The organism is Shewanella sp. 38A_GOM-205m (genome assembly GCF_000518445.1).
Taxonomy (GTDB): domain Bacteria; phylum Pseudomonadota; class Gammaproteobacteria; order Enterobacterales; family Shewanellaceae; genus Shewanella; species Shewanella algae.
This window is the reverse complement of sequence record NZ_JADP01000014.1, coordinates 1-18278: the sequence shown is the minus strand read 5'-3', so window position 1 is coordinate 18278 and position 18278 is coordinate 1. Positions and strand designations below refer to the sequence as shown.

Below are 18278 nucleotides of genomic sequence, written 5' to 3'. Positions count from 1 at the left end.
GGCATGGAAATCGGCCGCCTCCCCAATGAACGTGCTGCCCAGGCGCTGATAGACTACCTCAAGGGTGAAGGGATCCCCTGTCGCATCACACATCTGGAACAGGGAGTGGCCATCCATGTTATCGAGGACACAGACCAAGCCAAGGGGCGCAAAGCATTTCTCGACTTTGTCCAAGATCCGTTAAACCCCAAGTACTTGCAGGCCTCTTGGGATCATGGCGACAACCGAATCCGCTTTGACTATGGCGCGCCATCGCTGCAACTGCTGAGTCAATTTATTACCGGCGCCGGACCGCTGACGCTGATCATTCTACTGGTCTGCATAGCTATCTTCGCAGCCATGAACCTGGGCTACGGCAATCAGGTATTCGAAGCCCTGGCCTTCTTCGGCGCCACTTCGGATGCCGGTTTCAGCCAATTCTGGCGCTTGTTTACCCCGAGCCTGCTGCACTTCTCGGCGCTGCATATCACCTTTAACCTACTCTGGTGGTGGGTCTTGGGTGGCAAAATAGAAAACCGTATCGGTCTTGCTCCTTTACTGACTCTGCTGTTGGTCGCCGGCACTTTGCCCAATATAGTGCAGTTCTATCTCAGTGGTCCCAACTTCGGCGGTCTTTCCGGGGTTGTGTATGGCCTGGTGGGTTATACCTGGGTCAGCGGCCGCATGAGCCCAGAGAAAGGCATAGGTCTGCCACCGGCCTTGATGGGTTTTATGCTGTTGTGGCTGGTACTTGGCTTTATGGATGTGTTTGGCCTTTCGATAGCCAACGGCGCGCATCTGGGTGGACTCTTGGTCGGGCTGGCCCAAGGCTGGCTCGACAACCGCGGGAAAAGATAATCCTATGTGGCTCAGGTTTGTACACACCAAAGTCACTCTGCACAGCCGGCAACAGTAAAAAGAGGGAGCTCAGGCTCCCTCTTGAATAGGATCAAAGTAACTTGGACAGGGCTTAGGCCAGCTCCAACACCTTGGCCACCAGCTTTTCAATGCCACTATTGGCCTCGGCAATGGAACCTGCCAGCATGTAAGCTGGGGTGCTGACTATCTTGCGCTCACTGTCGACCACAATTTCATCTACCTTGGCATTTTGATGTTCACCGCCCATGGCAACAAAGGCCGCTGCGGTTTCAGCGTCCGTCCCTATGGTACCTCTGGCCCCTTCACCATAGAGGCCCGGGATCATCACAGGCGCGATACAGATAAAGCCCACCACCTTGCCTGCACTGATAAAACGGCTGATAAATTCACGTACCGGAGCGGCAATCTCACTATTGCTGCCATTCACGGCAAAGTTACAGAGGTTTTTGGCGGCCCCAAAGCCTCCGGGAATGATCAGGCCGTCGAAGTCAGCCACATTCAGTTCAGAAGTCGCCTTGATATCACCCCTGGCAATTCGAGCAGCCTCCACCAACACATTGCGCTGCTCAGTCTCCACGACTTCACCCTTGAGATGATTGACCACATGCATTTGAGGAATATCAGGGGCAAAACACTGGTAAGCCACGCCCGAACGAGACAGGGACAGCAGGGTCAACACCGCCTCATGGATTTCACTGCCATCGAAGACACCGCAACCACTGAGAAGAACTGCGATTTTTTTCATTAAAAATTCCCTCTTATGTCATTTGGGTTTAACAAACCAGTTACAAACTGGTTGATCTGATTAAAAATCATGCTAACTTAATTCATCGTCTCTGCTAAGAGGCGATTTTTACCGCTACCAAGGTGCGAATCTGGAAAAGGAATTTAAAAAATCCACAACCGATAAGATTTAGTAAAACTTTTACCTGACTCACAAAAAAACAAATAACAAATAAATATCAACAAGTTATAAAAACAACTTTATGTTGTTCTCTACCGCCTTTCTCTATGTTGATTTTTTCACTCACAGACTTATCCACAGGCTGTGGGTGATTTTGTCATGGCCGAAAATGCCTTGATATGGCATGCTTAGCAGCACTTAAGACAGCTTAGATTGAAACAAAACTATGCCAACAATAGCAGAAAACCCCCTCGTCCTTGTGGATGGTTCTTCCTACCTCTATCGGGCCTACTATGCACCACCTCACCTGACCAATTCCAAGGGTGAAGCTACCGGGGCTGTTTATGGCGTAGTCAATATGTTGCGCAGCTTGCTGGGCAAATACAAGCCACAACAGATGGCGGTTGTTTTTGATGCCAAGGGTCCCACGTTTCGTAACGAGATGTACGCCGAGTATAAGGCCCACAGGCCACCAATGCCTGATGATCTGCGAAGTCAGATAGCCCCCCTGCATGCCATCATCGAGGCTCTTGGCCTGCCACTCCTTTGTATTCCCGGGGTTGAAGCCGATGACGTGATAGGCACTCTTGCCTCCAGGGCCAGTAAGGAAGGCCGTGCCATTCTGATCAGCACAGGCGATAAGGATATGGCGCAACTGGTGGATGACAATGTCACCCTGATCAACACAATGACAGACACCATAATGGGACCGGAAGAGGTCACCAGTAAATTTGGCGTCGGCCCCGAGCTTATCATCGACCTGTTGGCACTGATGGGCGACAAGGCCGATAACATCCCGGGACTGCCTGGTGTGGGTGAGAAAACCGCGTTGGCCATGCTGACAGGGGCTGGTGGTGTCGCCAAGCTACTGCAGCAACCGGATTGTGTCACGGAACTTGGCTTCCGTGGTGCCAAGACCATGGCCAAGAAAATCACCGACAATGCTGAGATGCTGCAACTATCCTACGATCTGGCAACTATCAAAACAGATTGCGAGCTGGATTTGGATTGGCATCAACTCAATATTACCGAGCCCAATAAAGACCAACTGACACAGCTTTACGGCGAGATGGAGTTCAAGCGTTGGTTGGCAGAAGTTCTGGACAACAAGATGCCGCACCCCAAGGCGGCCAACACAGCAGCGCCAGAGACTCAGGAAGAAACTCCATCTCAAGTCACTATAGAGACAGAATACGAAACCATACTGACAGAAACCGCACTGGAAAAATGGCTGAAAAAACTGGCCGATGCCGAACTGATGGCGGTAGATACTGAAACCACCAGCCTCAACTATATGGACGCCAAACTGGTGGGTTTATCCTTTGCCGTCAAGGCTGGAGAAGCCGCCTATCTGCCACTGGGACACGATTACTTGGATGCCCCCGAGCAGCTGCCTAGAGAAGGGGTATTGGCCAAACTCAAGCCTATTCTCGAAGATCCCGAGATAAAGAAAGTCGGTCAAAATCTGAAATATGACATCAGTATTCTGGCCAATGCCGGTATCAAACTGGCCGGTGTCGCCTTCGATACCATGCTCGAATCCTATGTATTCAATTCTGTAGCATCCAGACACGACATGGATGGCCTGGCGCTCAAGTATCTGGGGCACAAATGTGTCAGCTTCGAAGATATTGCCGGTAAAGGCGCCAAGCAGCTGACATTCAACCAGATCCCTTTGGAAACAGCGGCGCCTTACGCCGCCGAAGATGCCGATATCACACTCAGGCTACATCAACACCTGTGGCCAAGGCTTGAGCGGGAGCAAGAGTTAGCCAACGTTTTCACCGAACTTGAGTTGCCGCTTATTCAGGTGCTCTCACAGATGGAGCGCGACGGAGTGTTGATCGACAGTATGCAACTGTCGCAGCAGAGTGATGAGCTGGCACAAAAGATAGATGCGCTGGAGCAAAAAGCCTATGAGATAGCCGGAGAGAAGTTCAATCTGGGTTCTCCCAAACAGCTGCAGGCGCTGTTCTTCGAAAAGCTGGGTTATCCGGTGATCAAGAAAACTCCAAAAGGCGCGCCATCAACCGCCGAGGAGGTATTGATAGAGTTGGCGCTGGATTATCCATTGCCAAAGATCATTCTCGAGCATCGCAGCCTGACCAAGCTCAAGAGCACTTATACAGATAAGTTACCGCTGATGATCAATGGCAAAACCGGCCGGGTGCATACCAGCTATCATCAAGCCAACGCTGCCACCGGCCGCTTGTCGTCCAGCGACCCTAACCTGCAGAATATTCCTATCCGCACCGAAGAGGGGCGCAGAATTCGTCAGGCCTTTATCGCACCTTCAGGGCGCAAGATTCTGGCCGCCGACTACTCACAGATTGAACTCAGGATCATGGCTCACCTGTCCCAGGATGCCGGCCTGCTGGCGGCATTCGCCGAGGGTAAAGATATTCACAGAGCAACGGCGGCTGAAGTCTTTGATGTGGCTTTTGAAACTGTCACTCCAGAGCAGCGCCGACGGGCCAAGGCGGTTAACTTCGGTCTTATCTATGGCATGTCCGCCTTTGGCTTGGCACGCCAACTGGATATTCCCCGCACTGAAGCACAAAGCTATATGGATACCTACTTCAAGCGTTATCCCGGCGTGCTCAAGTATATGGAAGAGACCAGGGCACTCGCTGCCGAGCAAGGTTATGTCTCCACACTCTTTGGTCGGCGCCTGTATCTGCCGGAAATCCGTGATCGCAATGCCATGCGGCGTCAAGCCGCAGAACGGGCTGCAATCAACGCTCCTATGCAGGGAACAGCAGCCGACATCATCAAGAAGGCGATGATCAAAGTTGCCGACTGGATAGCCTCTGATACCAAGGGGGAAATCACCATGATCATGCAGGTTCACGATGAATTGGTGTTTGAAGTCAATGAAGCGAAAGCCGAAGAGCTACAACACCAGATCTGCAAACTCATGGCTGAAGCCGCTACCCTGGATGTACCTTTGCTGGCTGAAGCCGGCTTGGGTGACAGCTGGGATCAGGCTCACTGATAATCTATCTATTCCATCAAGAGCCATCCTTCGGGATGGCTTTTTTGTGTTTTGAACACAAGGCTATGATTATCCGCATCTGCTCCCGTCATTAGCTACCCTACCTGAACTAAAAACAACAATTTTTGGCAAAAAATCGACAAACCAGCGCTAAAAGCCTGCTTTTTAAGCTCATTTTTGTAATTTAAAGATCAAAAGGCGCTTTTCTAGCCAACGATTCTTGTGATCGACTCCACATTATTGTCGTCTTTTTGAAAAAACAGTTTTCCCATTAGAGATAAATACAGTATTATTCTCGGCGTAGGGTACAGAGGTTAAGATGTTCTATCTTTCAGACCTTTATTTCACTTTTAGTGATCAGCCAAATTCTGGCGCCCCAGCAATCATTTGCTGGGGCTTTTTTTCGTCTGCAATATTTTTTAGAGTAATTACTTTAAAACTGATTCAGTTCGCGTTATGCTACCGCCATTGAGAGCCATCGAAGTCCAAGTTTGATGGTACTTGAGTCTTGTTGAAATTTTAGCTTCTCCCCAAAAGAGCTAATTTAACCGGTGACTGAGTCGCCGGTTTTTTTTGTCCTGAATTCTCCCGGCACACACAGCAGATACAAAAACGGCAGCCTATATGGCTGCCGTTTGCATAGTTTGAGTCCATCACTCTTGTTCGTTCTCTTCTTGCTCCAACCAGGCTGGATGGCACCACTCATCCAGAATCGCCAGAACCTTAGGTTTCCCGGTTCCCTTAAGTGATGAGAAAGGCTCGACTCTGACCCAATCACCAAAGTCAGCCAGCGCTTTACGTACCTCATTGACCGTCTTCATCTTGGCACTCTGTGGCAGCTTATCAGCCTTGGTCAGCAGTGCCAGCACAGGGATCTCACTGGCAACAGCCCATTCAATCATCTGCAAGTCCAAGTCTTTCAACGGATGGCGAATATCCATCAGCACCACCACACCACTCAGGCAAGCACGCTTTTGTAAATACTCACCCAGCGACTCTTGCCATTTGAGCTTCATGGCCAGTGGTACCTGAGCAAAACCATAGCCGGGTAAATCCACCAAACGGCGCTGCTCATCGAGCTCAAACACGTTGATCAGTTGAGTACGACCTGGAGTTTTACTGGTTCTTGCAAGGTTTTTCTGCTCGGTCAAAGCATTCAAAGCGCTTGATTTACCGGCATTTGAGCGACCGGCAAAGGCGATTTCCACGCCGGTGTCGCCCGGTAAGTGCTTGTCCAAATGGGCAATATCAGGCGCACTGATAAGGAATTTTGTCTTGCGAAAATCGATACGAGTTGCTGTCACTTCTGACTCCGGAATTTTGCTGGGTGATAGCATAAATATTGAAGACTTGCTTACTTTTCCACGTTTTCGTGTAAAATATTAGCCCGATCACATTATTTGTATTTTACCACGCTTGCGGGTCACCCTAGTAAGCTCAGGACAATAATTTAACGAAAGAAGTTGGAACGCCATGAAAAAGTTAGCCCTTGCGCTGTCTGTAGTCGCCGCCATATCTTCACCTGCGATTGCTGAAGGTAATGCTGAAGCGGGAAAAACCAAAGCCATTGTCTGCTCTGCCTGCCATGGCCTTGATGGCAACAGCATGATCGACATGTATCCCAAGTTGGCTGGTCAGCACACAACCTATCTGCAAAAACAGCTGCGGGAGTTTCGTAGTGCAGCCCAAACCGGTGGCAAAGATGGCCGTATGGATCCTATCATGGGCGGCATGGCGGTAGCCTTGAGCGATCAGGATATTGCCGATGTTGCAGCTTATTTTGCCAGCCAAACATTGCAGGTTGCTGAAGTTAAGGATGTTCCTGATGCCGGCGAGAAGCTGTTCAAGGGTGGTGATATGTCTCGTGGCATAGCCGCTTGTTCCGCTTGTCACGGTCCTGAAGGCAAAGGCAGTGAACTGGCCGGTTTCCCGGCAGTTGCTGGGCAGCACGCCAACTACATCAAGATCCAGTTGAATAAGTTCCGTGATCAGAGCCGTCATAACGACTTAAACGGAATGATGCAGGACACAGCTAAAAAGCTGAATGATGCAGACATTGAAGCGCTGGCCAAGTACATCTCCAGCCTGAAGTAATTTTTGCTGTAGCTTGGAAAGGGGTGACGTTTCACCCTTTTCTTAAGCCATAAAGTTTACGTTTACGTAAACTGAAAACATTAATGCTTGACACAGATCACAGATTTAGGTTTAATGTGCCCGTACCGAGATAAACCCATCTGTTTGTATAAAAACTTTACCAACAACATTCAGGTTTCGGTATAATTTACATTCAAGATATAAGAATAAAGCAATCCAATAACAATAAGACTACTAAGACCACTCGCAAATAATAATAACGAGTCGAGATTTCAGTTTGAAATCCAGGTCAATAAAAGTAAGGAACCGGCGATTTTGCCAAACCGCTTTTTAGCATTGTCCTTACGAATTAACAGGGGAACTTGCTCCAACAGGAAGATGTTTGCAGGACTCAAACATTGGCACAGGAAGCAACGCGCTTTGGATGCACTGGCTGGAAGCTTGTTATCACTGGAAGGTACTTAGTAGACAAGGATGGTCTGTTAGGCGTCACAGAAGACGACTGGATAATGATGAGCCAATTTGGCTATCGCTATTTGCAGGAAACCCAAGAAAGTGTCTGGAAGACCGATAACGAGAAAAGCTGCAGGGAAAGCTGTCAAAAAAAGAAGGATATCGACCGGGAAAGTCGCATAGCAAGTAAGGAAACTTGAAATCAGAATCAGGTGTTAGTTAGCACCATCATAAGGCGGCAGCCATACTGCCGCCTTTTTTTATGGCATAATTTATTAACCACCGTTGAGCAGATATTAATTAGTCCATGCGTCGTTGCCCACTGTGTCATAACGATCATGCTGAACTCAGCTTTCAGGATAAGAAACGAGGTTTTTATCTCTGTCCCGAATGTCGGCTGTTGTTTGCAGATTCCAGCAGTTATTTGTTACCCGATGCCGAGAAACAGCGTTACGGCAGAGCCCGCCAAGCAGGAAAGCAAAAGCAGTTGGCACGCTTTATCCACCCATTGTTGGAACAACTTCAATCTTTGCAACCCGCGCCGCTATTTGGTCTCAACTTCGGCCGGGTGCTAAGCGAAGAAGGACTGCAGCAGATCAGCAACGCCGGCCACCATTTACAACAATTCGATCCCTTTTTTGCGGCAGACCACCAGCTACTACACCACCAATATGATTTTATCTGTTGTTTTCGGGTGTTCGAGCACTTCAGAACCCCTGCCAAAGAGTGGAGCTTAATCGAAACGCTGCTGAAACCAGGGGGTTGGCTGGCCATATCCACTCCGCTACTGACATCTTTGACGGCGTTTGCCAAATGGCATTACAAGAACAATCCGACTCATGTCAGCTTCTACCAGCAGCAGACTTTTGCTTACTTGGCATCTCTGGGTAAATTTAAGCTAATATTTGCAGCGCAGGACTTCATCTTGATGCAAAAAACATCAGGATCTGCTATAACACGCGACCTTGATGCAGAACCGCCGCTTGTAGACTGAACCCGGCACGGTTCGGACGCAACCAACTACTTTTTATCGAGAGAATTATGTCCCGTAGTAAAAAGACCCGTAAAGTCGGCGAGAACAACCCCAAACTAGCCCCCAGAACCAAGAAATCTGAGCGCGCTCCGGCCCGTAAGAAACAGGATTCAGGCAATAAGGCGGGCAGCCGCCAAAACCCTGCTGCTCCAAAGGGGCAAAAGCGGGCAGGCTCTGACAAACAAGATATCCGCCTTGGCAGTAAAAAGCCTGTCGCTCTGGATATAGTCAAAGAAAAGGTTGCACAGCCCAAACAACCCAAACTGACCGATGAACAGTTGCTGCTGCAACTGGAGGAAGATCCGCGCCTGAATAAGCTGCTGGATCAGCTGGAAGAAGGACGGGAACTGGCCGCCGATGACCAGCAATGGCTGGAGCGGCAATTGGCCAAGATAGAGAAGTTGATGGAAAAACTTGGCATTACCGATTTGGATCAGGCCGATGAAGCCCCAAGCAAGGGTCATAGCGATGACGAATTGCTGGAGAAATTCGAATCCGGTGCTGAGCTTCTGAAACAATACCAAGACAACTAACGGAGGCCGGGATGCAGTTTATCCTTATCACCTTAGCCATGTTGATCATCATAGGCCTCAGTGCCTATGCCACAGTGTTGCTGCTGCGTCTGAGGAAACAAACTCAAGCCAGAGAACAAGCGATGGCTGAGCAAAAGGCGGTTATGGAAGCTAAACAGGCATCCCTGCTTGCCGATATTCGCTATATTGCTGCCGCAATGACAGAAGAGCGTTGTGAGTTGTCTGAAGGAGTGGTCAGAATCGTTAAACTGTTCGATCTGCTGTCGCTGACAGAAAGAGTCAGTGGTGATTACCCGGATGTGTTTATGCATTTTGAGCGCATCAAGGATCATCCAATTCTGGAGGCCAGGGCTCAGTTGCCCAAGCAAGAACGGATGCGGCTCGACCTGGCCAGAATGAAGTCTGAAGCCGAGCTGGAACAAGGCATATTGGCCGATGCCAAGAAACTCTCCGAGTTTCAGCTAAAGCCAACCCACTAAGGTTTCAACTGCCGGCTTGCTTCTCAGCAGTCGGCAGCGCTTTCTACACTAACGCTCTTCAAACCTTCTGCCCATATGGCCTTCTTGGCCCAAACATGTCAGTTTAATAGATAGTGGGTTAATAACCCTCTATCTATTCAGCCGAGTAGCTATCGAGCCCGCTGAATCCCTTCCCCGGCGTGAGTCGGTGCACAAAACCTCAATAAGACAACAGACATCGAAAGCGTTTTCATGGATATTCCCTAACGTCCAGTTGTGTACATGTAATTTTTACAACCTGGATCAAGGTTATTTGAGCTATAACCCTGCATACTTCGCTCATTGCTAATTTACTGTCGGAGGACACGCCTTGAAGCAGCCCACTCATATCAGCTGGGATCAATCAATGATCGAGAAATATAACTACAGCGGTCCCCGTTATACTTCCTACCCAACGGCGCTGGAGTTTGACGACTCATTCACCGAAGGCGATCTATTGTCGGCCATAGCCGGCAGCAAAAGCGACAAACTGTCTCTGTATATCCATATCCCTTTCTGCGCCAAGCTTTGCTACTACTGCGGCTGTAACAAGGTAATCACTCGTCATCAGCACAAAGCCGATCAGTACATAGAGTACCTGGCAGCCGAGATCGTCAAGCGGGCGCCTCTGTTCAAGCACTACACTGTGACTCAGATGCACTGGGGCGGCGGCACACCGACTTTCCTTAACCCAGAGCAAATCATCAAGTTATCGTCACTATTGAAGAGTCACTTCAACTTTGCCGAGCAGGGTGAATACTCTATTGAAGTCGACCCTAGAGAAATCGAACTGTCTATGCTGGATGCCCTCAAAGAGGCAGGGTTTAACCGTATATCCATAGGAGTGCAGGACTTCAATAAAGAGGTTCAGGTAGCAGTTAACCGTGAACAGGATGAAGACTTCATCTTTGCGCTGATCAAAAAGGCCAAAGAGATGGGCTTTGTCTCTACCAACGTCGATTTGATTTACGGCTTGCCTCATCAAACACCGGAAACCTTTGCCGAAACCATTCAGCGAATTCTGGATCTGTCTCCAGACCGTCTGTCTGTATTCAACTATGCTCATTTGCCGGCCCGCTTCGCGGCCCAGCGAAAAATCAAAGATGAGCACCTGCCCAGCCCACAACAGAAGCTGGACATGCTGCATCAGACTATTGAGACCCTGACCGGCGCCGGCTATCAATACATAGGCATGGATCACTTCGCCAAACCCGATGACGAGCTGGCCAAGCTGCAAAGAGAAGGCCGATTGCACCGTAACTTCCAGGGCTATACCACCCAGGAAGAGTGCGACCTCCTTGGACTAGGGGTGTCATCCATCAGTCAGATTGGTGACTGTTATGCGCAGAACCAGAAAGATATTCGCCCTTACTATGAAGCCATAGATGAGCAGGGCCACGCTCTGTGGAAAGGCTGTAAACTCAATCGTGATGATGAAATCCGTCGCGCGGTGATCAAGCAGCTTATCTGCCACTTTGAGCTTGATATGGCCAAGATGGAGCAACAACTGGGGATCCAGTTTGAAGAGTACTTCGCCGAAGATCTCAAGCTGTTGCAAACCTTTATCGACGATAAACTGGTTAACATTGAAAACCGTCAGATCAGCATCAGCCCAACCGGGCGCCTGTTGATCCGTAATATCTGTATCTGTTTCGATGTCTACTTCCGAGAAAAGGCACGTCAGCAACAGTTCTCCCGGGTAATTTAACCCTGAGTAGAATAAAAAAGCCGATGAATGATTCATCGGCTTTTTTGTGTCTTAACCAAACTTTTATGCTTTAGCGGCGTAAAGTTCCCGGCGCTCGCTGTCTGAGAGGAAGGCCATCTCCACGCCATTACGCTGCAGCTTGGCCAACTCAGCGTCGGTGAAGCCCATCTCCTGCTTAACCACACGATATTCATGCTTGATATCTATGGCACTGACGCCTGGATCATCGGTATTCAAGCCAACCAGCACACCGGCTTCCATAAAGGTTCGCAGCGGATGCTCTTGATAGCTACTCACAGTGGAAGTATGTAGATTACTGGTGGGACAGGACTCGATACCTATCTTGTGTTCCACCAGATACTCCATCAATTTGGGATCATGAATAGCATTGACCCCATGGCCTATGCGAGTCGCCCCCAACTCCTTGATGGCTTGCCACATGCTTTGGGCACCGGCGGCTTCTCCGGCGTGAGCCGTTATCTGAAGCCCGGCATCGCGTACCCGCTTAAAATGCTCGTTAAACAACTCACCGGGGAAGCCCAATTCATCACCGGCCAAATCAACCGCGACCAGAGACTCCCAGTGCGCGAGCAAGCCATCCAACTCCTGAGTACAAGCCTGCTGACCAAATGAACGAGACAGAATACCTATCAGTTTTATCTTAACCTGATAGTCCTTGAGCCCGGCTTTTACGCCATCAACAACGGCTTCCACCACGCCTTCTATCGGCAGCTTGTGATTCATTGCCATGTAGTAAGGGCTGAACCTTAATTCGGCATAGTCCAACCCGGACAATGCCGCATCGGCGACATTTTCATAGGCCACCCGCTTTACCGCATCCAAATCGGCCAGCACGGCAACCATCCAGTCCAGCTTTTTCAAGAAAGCCACCAGGCTGGATTCTTTACCCTGGATCTGTACATAAGGTGCCAAGGCCTCAAGCGAGGCCGCCGGCAAGGCAATGCCATGTTGGTGACCCAGTTCCCATATGGTCTCAACCCTGACATTACCGTCCAGATGGCGATGTAAATCGACCAACGGAATTAAAGTATCAATCATAAAAATAACCCCTGTATGAACTACCCCGCCAATTTAGTTATTTTTTGGTCTGGGGACGCTTAAGTGTAACACGCCTTTTGTTAACACCTCTTAGTCTGCAGACAGGCTTTGTTACCAAAAGGTGAGCTCGAATGGCTGGGGCTGCCACCAAGCTTGAGGCATAATCCGTTCTCAAGGATAAAAAAGGAACAAAATCAAATGAAAAAACTCCTGCTACCCCTATTGCTCACCGGACTCTTGGGCGCCTGCCAACACCCTACTCATGAAGCCAACACGCCAGAAATAGGCAAGCAACTATCCCAAGCCGATGGCCAACTCCAGCAGTTAATAGCCGATGCCTGGCAGCAAAGGCTGGCAGAAAGCCCACAGATGGCCTTCCAGTTTGGCGATGACTCAGCCGCGGGTAAGTTAGCAGACTTGTCAGCAGAAGCTCTAGCGGCCGATGCGGCGGCCAATTCAGCACTTTTGCAACAGCTAAAGGCCATACCCAGAGAACAGCTGAGCAAAGAAGCCGCCATCAATGCCAGTATTCTCGAATACCAATTGCAGGAGAGCGTGGATAGCTTCAGGTTCAAGGCCCATTACCTGCCGATTACCTCAGAGAGTGGCTTTCATGCTTATATTGCTTCTATGGCCTCCGGGCCATTCAAGACAGAAGCCGATTACCGTCATTACCTGCAGAAGCTGCGATCTCTGCCGCGCTATTTCCAGCAACAGATACACTGGATGCGCCAAGGGCTTGCCGAGGGCATCACTCAGCCGCAATCTGTGCTGAGAGGGTTTGAACAGAGTATTCAGGCCTATATGGTACCAGTGCAGCAAAGCAGCTATTTCAAGCCGTTTGAGACGTTTCCAGAACACTTTTCTGCCAATCTTAAACAGGAACTGAGCCATGCCGGGTACGTCAGTGTCGAGCAGCATGTGTTACCGAGTTATCAAGCCTTCTACGACTTTATGACCGAGGAATATATCCCTGGCGCCCGTCAGAGCATTGCCGCATCAGCTCTGCCCAATGGTCGGGCCTTTTATGAAAACAGGGTCAAGTACTACACCACTCTGGATATGACGCCTAAGCAAGTCCATCAACTGGGGCTGAGTGAAGTAAAACGGATCCGCGCCGAGATGGAACAGATCATCAAACAAACCGGTTTTAAAGGCAGCTTTGCCGAGTTTCTGCATTTTATGCGCACCGACAAACGCTTTTATGTGAACACGCCGGAGCAACTGCTCAAAGAGGCCTCCTATATTGCCAAAAAAGCCGACGCCATGTTGCCACGCTATTTTGGCAAGCTGCCACGCAAACCCTATGGCGTAGCCCCTGTACCGGCAGAAATTGCCCCCAAATATACAACCGGGCGCTATTCCGGCTCCAACTCGGAGACTGTGGCGGGTTTTTATTGGGTGAACACATATGCCTTGGATAAGCGCCCTCTCTATGAGTTGGAAGCACTCACCCTGCATGAAGCTGTTCCGGGTCACCACCTGCAGATTTCCCTCAATCAGGAGTTGGAGCAACTGCCCGATTTTCGCCGCTACAGCTATATCTCGGCCTTTGGCGAGGGATGGGGACTATACAGTGAATATTTGGGGCTGGAAGGGGGTTTTTATCAGGATCCCTACAGCAACTTTGGACGCCTGACTTACGAGATGTGGCGCGCCGCTCGCTTGGTAGTCGATACAGGTATGCACACCCAAGGCTGGAGCCGTCAGCAGGCAATAGACTTTATGGTCGGCAATACGGCTCTGTCGCTGCACAATGTCACCACAGAGATAGACAGATATATCTCCTGGCCTGGGCAGGCGCTGGCCTACAAGATTGGCGAGCTGACTATCAAACGTCTGCGAAAGCAGGCAGAAGACGCCCTGGGGGAAAAGTTCGATATCCGCCAATTCCACGATGCAGTTTTGGCACAGGGCTCAGTGCCCATGTCTGTGCTGGAACAACAGATAGCCGATTTTATCGCCTCACAGCAATGAAGCCCTGTTTCTGATACACTCGGCCAGTGCCTTTGAGCACTGGCTTTTTTAGATCAGGAAATATTGGATGGTAACGACCCAGGCCCGCAACACAGAACCCGCTTCAACCCAGTCTCAATTGGAGACTTTCTGGCAAGGTGTCACCCATGCCAAGCTGGCAGTGGGATTCGGTAAAGAGCTGGCCTACGGTTATATTTGCCACCCAAAGGCGAAACAGGCCGTCGTCATCAGCAATGGCCGGGTTGAGAGTTATCTCAAGTATCGGGAGCTGATCCATGACTTCTATCAGCAAGGTTATAGTGTCTACGCCTTGGATCACATTGGGCAAGGGCTATCCAGCAGGCTAACCGCCAATCCTCACCAAGGGCACATAGATGAGTTTCAGGACTATGTGGATCATTTGCACTGTTTCGTTGAGCAAGTAGTAGTTTCAAACCAATATGAACAGTATTTTCTGGTAGGCCACTCCATGGGAGGAGCGATAGGGACTCTGTACTTGCAGCAATATCCCCAGAGATTTACTGCCGCGGCCTTCTCTGCCCCCATGTATGGGATCCGTTTGCCAATGCCGCGCAACTTCGTACGTTGGTTGGCGGGGAAACTCAATAGTTATGGTCCGCATACCGAGCCCAACTACGTATTATCCGGCCATGATTATCGTCCACTCGAGTTTAAAGATAATCAATTGACCCACAGCGAAAGCCGGTATCAGGCCTTACTGGATTTATGCCGGCAACGTCCGGAGATCCAACTGGGCTCGCCCACCAATCAGTGGTTGATAGAAGCATTGGATGCTTGCGAGAAGACCATCACCGCAGCCAGGGAGTCCAAGGTCCCGATCCTCATTCTACAAGCTGAGCAGGACACTATCGTCGATAACCAGGCGCAAATCGCTGCAATTGGCCCCGAGGTAATACTGGAAAAGATCACGGGAGCCAGGCATGAACTCTTTATTGAAATCGATGCAATACGTGAGCAGGTGCTGAGTACTATTTTCAACTTCCTGGCGCAGCACACAGTAACTCATGCTTTGGCGCATGCAACAGAGTCGCGAACTCAGTCTCAGACAGAGGCTGACTGAACAGATATCCCTGGAAGCTGTCACAGCCGAGCTGGTTCAAAAAGGCTCTTTGCTGAGCTGTTTCAACCCCTTCTGCAACCACTTTCAGCTCCAGGCTGTGGGCCATTTCGACTATGGCCCTGACTATAGCATCCGCACTACGCCCTGAGCCTATCTTCTGCACAAAAGAGGCATCTATCTTTAGTCTGGATAGAGGCAGGTTCTGTAAATAACTCAACGAGCTGTAACCTGTGCCAAAGTCATCTATCGCCACAGATATCCCAGCCTTCTTCAACAGATCGATTCGGGTATTCATGATGCACAAGTTGGCCAACAGGGCGTACTCAGTCAACTCCAGCTCCAATGCATCCGTAGCAATCCCCTGGGCCTTCAACAAGGCGATCAGGCGCTCCACAAACTCAGGCTGGTTAAACTGCCTGGCACTGAGGTTGATGGCAATTTTAGGCACTTTTATGCCTTTGGCCTGCTGCTCACGAATGAAGCGACAAACTTCAAGAATGACCCAATGGCCAATCTCACTGATAAGGCCGCTGCCTTCCGCAATGGGAATGAAGTCCGCCGGCGAAATATTCCCCTGCTGCGGATGTTGCCAGCGTAATAACGCCTCTGCCCCTGTCAATTGCCCCTGGGAATCGACTATTGGCTGATAAACCAAAGAGAGTTGTTGCCGCTCGATGGCATAGCGCAGCTCATTCTGGATCAGCAGATTCTGGTGAGCCTTAACCTCCATCTCGGAGTTATAGATCATGCAGTTATCTCTTCCGCCTTCCTTGGCCTGGAACATAGCCATATCGGCTCGTTTCAAAAGCTCCTCGGCATCAATATCATCCTGATCATCGAACAGGCAGACACCAATGCTGGCAGAAACGTGCAGCTGCTTGTCACTGATATTAAAGGGTCTGGCAACCAACTGCCTGATCTCACTGGCCAACGCCAAGGCCCGCCTTGCCGCTGTGGTTTTGTCTTGGGTCAGGTCTTTTGCCAGGATAACGAACTCATCTCCCCCTAACCTGGCAACCAAAGTATTGGCAGTAAAATAGCCCGAGAAACGAGCGGCCAGCTGTATCAACAGCCGATCTCCCAAGTGATGTCCTAGAGTGTCATTAATGGTTTTGAAATTATCCAAGTCGATAAGAAACAGCGCTGCACACTGCAAGCTGTTGTGACAGTGCTTTTGCTGCTCATACAAGGCGTCCATCAAGGCGCGACGGTTAGCCAAGTTAGTCAATGCATCATGATTGGCTAAATGGGCCAGAGCTTGCTGATTACGTACATCATCCGACACATCAGCATGGGTACCGATAATCCGGCAAGGGCGCCCCTGCTCATCCCATTCAACCAACATTCCCCTGTCCAGCACCCAGATATAGTGCCCCTCTTTATGGCGCAGACGGTGAACACTCTCAAACGCCTCGGTTTCACCATTGAGGTAGGCCTGTAGAGACGACAGCACCGCCTCTCTATCATCGGGATGAAGTCGACTTTCCCAAGTAGAATAAAGCCCTTCAAGCTCATGAGGGCCATAACCTATCATCTCTTTCCAGCGGTCCGACAGAAAAACTTCGCCGCTGGCGATGTTCCAATCCCAGATCCCATTGCGGGTTCCTTCCACCGCAAATAACCAGCGTTGTTCATTGTCTCTCAATTGTTTCAGGGTTCGCTGCAACTTCTGTTGACTCTGATGTAAATAATCCTGCAGCACCCGTATTTCGCTGAAAAGCCACGGACTATCTATATGAAAAGAACTGCTCTCACCTTTCCGGGCCTGCCAAACCAGGCTTCTTAAAGGGCGGATCAGCATAAAGTGCAACACCAGCATAAAGCCCAAAACGAACAAGGCTCCCAAGCCCCAAACCCGCATAAAACGTACATTGAGAGCATCTGTCACCTTAGCCATTGCCGGTGACAAATCATATTCCAGGTAGATTAGCTCGACCTTTTCACCAAAGCCCACGGGTGCTTCTGCTGCAATAGGGTAATAGGCTTGTATCGATAGTCGATCCGGATTGGCAAATATCAAGGGTTTACCTGAGTTGACCACTTGCCGCTGCAGTTCCATAGAATAGCCATCGATAACCTGCAAAGCCCGGCTGTCGCGCCAGACTACATGATTGGCGTGGCGAATAAGGCTGGTGTCATCAAGCAGGATATACACCATTATATTGAAGTCGGTTGCCGCCAGAGATATTTCTTCAGCCACGCTATCCAGGTTGTGGTTACCTACAGCCTTCTCAACAAGATGCTGCATCCTGAACAGCTCTTTCTTGAGCTGTTCTATCTGAACCGAAGCAGCCTCAGACTCCAGTGACTGACGCTCATAGAAATACTCCCCGGCAACAAGACAGAGATAAATAAAAAATACACAAAAAGGAACAACATAGGCCATGGCAGGCCTTGGCATCTTCACAAATGAAATCCTTGATGCTCATGACAAGAAGGCACACATAACGCTTAATGCTAACGGCAAATTAACTTACAGGCAAAGAGTCTAACTTCAAAATTGTTTTCGTGCTCAAAGACGCTGTCTGGTAATGCAGGTAGGAAGCTTAAATAACCAAGGAATGCTAAGGGCAAACAATCCAAAGCGGCTTTCGCCTGAATAAGGGGTAGTAGATATCACGAGCAGGATGAATGGGGTGGGGCTAAGCAAAATCCATAGGTTCCAAACCCAAAGAAGCCACGAGTACCTTTATTGAGGATACCGGTTGGGTTAAATCTCTGTGCTCCAGAGACTGGATGAATCTGACCAAACAAACGGGTCGAGCCATTCTCAATATCTCCACAGGCGAAAGACATCTGCTCATCAAGCACAGCTTGATAGATGGCTGTAGCGCGAAGCAGCTTGGCTGCGAGCTGAGGGGCCCGCACTGCGTAAGCAGCTTTGGGCTGCATGTTAAGTCGTTCTCGCCAGACGCCTAACAAACAAAAAAGCCCTAGCTAAATGCTAGGGCTTTTTTGTTTGTTAGGCGTCTGGCGATGACCTACTCTCACATGGGGAGACCCCACACTACCATCGGCGCGATTGCGTTTCACTTCTGAGTTCGGGATGGGATCAGGTGGGACCACAATGCTATTGTCACCAGACA

14 protein-coding genes and 1 rRNA gene are annotated in these 18278 nt (G+C 49.8%); 10 read left to right on the top strand and 5 right to left on the bottom strand.

Going from position 1 to position 18278, the window contains the following annotated elements; translation table 11 throughout:
- Nucleotides 1-3 precede the first annotated feature (3 nt).
- Complete coding sequence (gene glpG / locus N512_RS0111000) at nt 4-837, top strand: rhomboid family intramembrane serine protease GlpG (protein WP_028780367.1); 834 nt, start codon at nt 4-6, stop codon at nt 835-837.
- A 112-nt stretch (nt 838-949) separates the two neighbouring features.
- Here glpG and elbB read toward each other — a convergent pair whose 3' ends face one another.
- A complete protein-coding gene (gene elbB, locus N512_RS0110995; protein WP_028780366.1) occupies nt 950-1603 on the bottom strand; it encodes an isoprenoid biosynthesis glyoxalase ElbB in 654 nt (217 codons plus the stop codon).
- Between the two features lie 385 nt (nt 1604-1988).
- Here elbB and polA point away from each other — a divergent pair, with 385 nt between their 5' ends.
- Nucleotides 1989-4757, top strand: a complete 2769-nt coding sequence (gene polA / locus N512_RS0110990; RefSeq protein ID WP_028780365.1) for a DNA polymerase I — start codon at nt 1989-1991, stop codon at nt 4755-4757.
- Between the two features lie 653 nt (nt 4758-5410).
- Here polA and yihA read toward each other — a convergent pair.
- On the bottom strand, nt 5411-6061 hold the full coding sequence (gene yihA / locus N512_RS0110985; protein WP_025009067.1) for a ribosome biogenesis GTP-binding protein YihA/YsxC: 651 nt from the start codon (nt 6059-6061) through the stop codon (nt 5411-5413).
- Between the two features lie 169 nt (nt 6062-6230).
- Between yihA and N512_RS0110980 the strand changes: the two genes are divergently transcribed.
- From N512_RS0110980 to hemN, 6 genes are all read left to right on the top strand, one after another.
- The gene (locus tag N512_RS0110980; protein ID WP_025009066.1) at nt 6231-6851 is read left to right on the top strand and encodes a c-type cytochrome; all 621 of its coding nucleotides are present in this window, start codon (nt 6231-6233) and stop codon (nt 6849-6851) included.
- Between the two features lie 398 nt (nt 6852-7249).
- Nucleotides 7250-7504 carry a hypothetical protein gene (locus tag N512_RS0110975; protein WP_028780364.1) on the top strand — a complete coding sequence of 85 codons (255 nt, stop codon included), beginning with the start codon at nt 7250-7252 and terminating at the stop codon, nt 7502-7504.
- Nucleotides 7505-7611: 107 nt separating this feature from the next.
- On the top strand, nt 7612-8298 hold the full coding sequence (locus N512_RS0110970) for a methyltransferase domain-containing protein (RefSeq protein WP_025888988.1): 687 nt from the start codon (nt 7612-7614) through the stop codon (nt 8296-8298).
- 47 nt (nt 8299-8345) lie between these two features.
- Nucleotides 8346-8870, top strand: a complete 525-nt coding sequence (gene yihI / locus N512_RS0110965) for a Der GTPase-activating protein YihI (RefSeq protein ID WP_025009063.1) — start codon at nt 8346-8348, stop codon at nt 8868-8870.
- 11 nt (nt 8871-8881) lie between these two features.
- The gene (locus N512_RS0110960) at nt 8882-9349 is read left to right on the top strand and encodes a DUF2489 domain-containing protein (RefSeq protein WP_025009062.1); all 468 of its coding nucleotides are present in this window, start codon (nt 8882-8884) and stop codon (nt 9347-9349) included.
- Nucleotides 9350-9698: 349 nt separating this feature from the next.
- Nucleotides 9699-11075, top strand: coding sequence for an oxygen-independent coproporphyrinogen III oxidase (gene hemN, locus N512_RS0110955; protein WP_081737146.1), 1377 nt, complete (start codon nt 9699-9701; stop codon nt 11073-11075).
- Nucleotides 11076-11138: 63 nt separating this feature from the next.
- On the opposite strand, the gene add is transcribed toward hemN, so the two are convergent.
- A complete protein-coding gene (gene add / locus N512_RS0110950; protein ID WP_028780362.1) occupies nt 11139-12134 on the bottom strand; it encodes an adenosine deaminase in 996 nt (331 codons plus the stop codon).
- 198 nt (nt 12135-12332) lie between these two features.
- Here add and N512_RS0110945 point away from each other — a divergent pair, with 198 nt between their 5' ends.
- Both N512_RS0110945 and N512_RS24065 read left to right on the top strand, forming a co-directional pair.
- Nucleotides 12333-14111: a DUF885 domain-containing protein gene (locus N512_RS0110945; protein WP_028780361.1), complete on the top strand. Its 1779-nt coding sequence runs from the start codon at nt 12333-12335 to the stop codon at nt 14109-14111.
- 67 nt (nt 14112-14178) lie between these two features.
- Nucleotides 14179-15192 carry an alpha/beta fold hydrolase gene (locus N512_RS24065; protein ID WP_081737145.1) on the top strand — a complete coding sequence of 338 codons (1014 nt, stop codon included), beginning with the start codon at nt 14179-14181 and terminating at the stop codon, nt 15190-15192.
- On the opposite strand, the gene N512_RS0110930 is transcribed toward N512_RS24065, so the two are convergent.
- Nucleotides 15107-17593 carry a putative bifunctional diguanylate cyclase/phosphodiesterase gene (locus N512_RS0110930; RefSeq protein WP_037474834.1) on the bottom strand — a complete coding sequence of 829 codons (2487 nt, stop codon included), beginning with the start codon at nt 17591-17593 and terminating at the stop codon, nt 15107-15109. The two genes, N512_RS24065 and N512_RS0110930, sit on opposite strands and share 86 nt — an antisense overlap.
- Nucleotides 17594-18160: 567 nt before the next feature.
- Nucleotides 18161-18276 (bottom strand): 5S ribosomal RNA (gene rrf / locus N512_RS0110920).
- Nucleotides 18277-18278 lie beyond the last annotated feature (2 nt).

Excerpts from the sequence above, each read along its gene's own strand:
- glpG (WP_028780367.1), top strand. The coding sequence starts at position 4 with ATGGAAATCGGCCGCCTCCCCAATGAACGTGCTGCCCAGGCGCTGATA.
- elbB (WP_028780366.1), bottom strand. The coding sequence starts at position 1,603 with ATGAAAAAAATCGCAGTTCTTCTCAGTGGTTGCGGTGTCTTCGATGGC.
- polA (WP_028780365.1), top strand. The coding sequence starts at position 1,989 with ATGCCAACAATAGCAGAAAACCCCCTCGTCCTTGTGGATGGTTCTTCC.
- N512_RS0110980 (WP_025009066.1), top strand. The coding sequence starts at position 6,231 with ATGAAAAAGTTAGCCCTTGCGCTGTCTGTAGTCGCCGCCATATCTTCA.
- N512_RS0110970 (WP_025888988.1), top strand. The coding sequence starts at position 7,612 with ATGCGTCGTTGCCCACTGTGTCATAACGATCATGCTGAACTCAGCTTT.
- yihI (WP_025009063.1), top strand. The coding sequence starts at position 8,346 with ATGTCCCGTAGTAAAAAGACCCGTAAAGTCGGCGAGAACAACCCCAAA.
- N512_RS0110960 (WP_025009062.1), top strand. The coding sequence starts at position 8,882 with ATGCAGTTTATCCTTATCACCTTAGCCATGTTGATCATCATAGGCCTC.
- add (WP_028780362.1), bottom strand. The coding sequence starts at position 12,134 with ATGATTGATACTTTAATTCCGTTGGTCGATTTACATCGCCATCTGGAC.
- N512_RS0110945 (WP_028780361.1), top strand. The coding sequence starts at position 12,333 with ATGAAAAAACTCCTGCTACCCCTATTGCTCACCGGACTCTTGGGCGCC.
- N512_RS24065 (WP_081737145.1), top strand. The coding sequence starts at position 14,179 with ATGGTAACGACCCAGGCCCGCAACACAGAACCCGCTTCAACCCAGTCT.
- N512_RS0110930 (WP_037474834.1), bottom strand. The coding sequence starts at position 17,593 with ATGCCAAGGCCTGCCATGGCCTATGTTGTTCCTTTTTGTGTATTTTTT.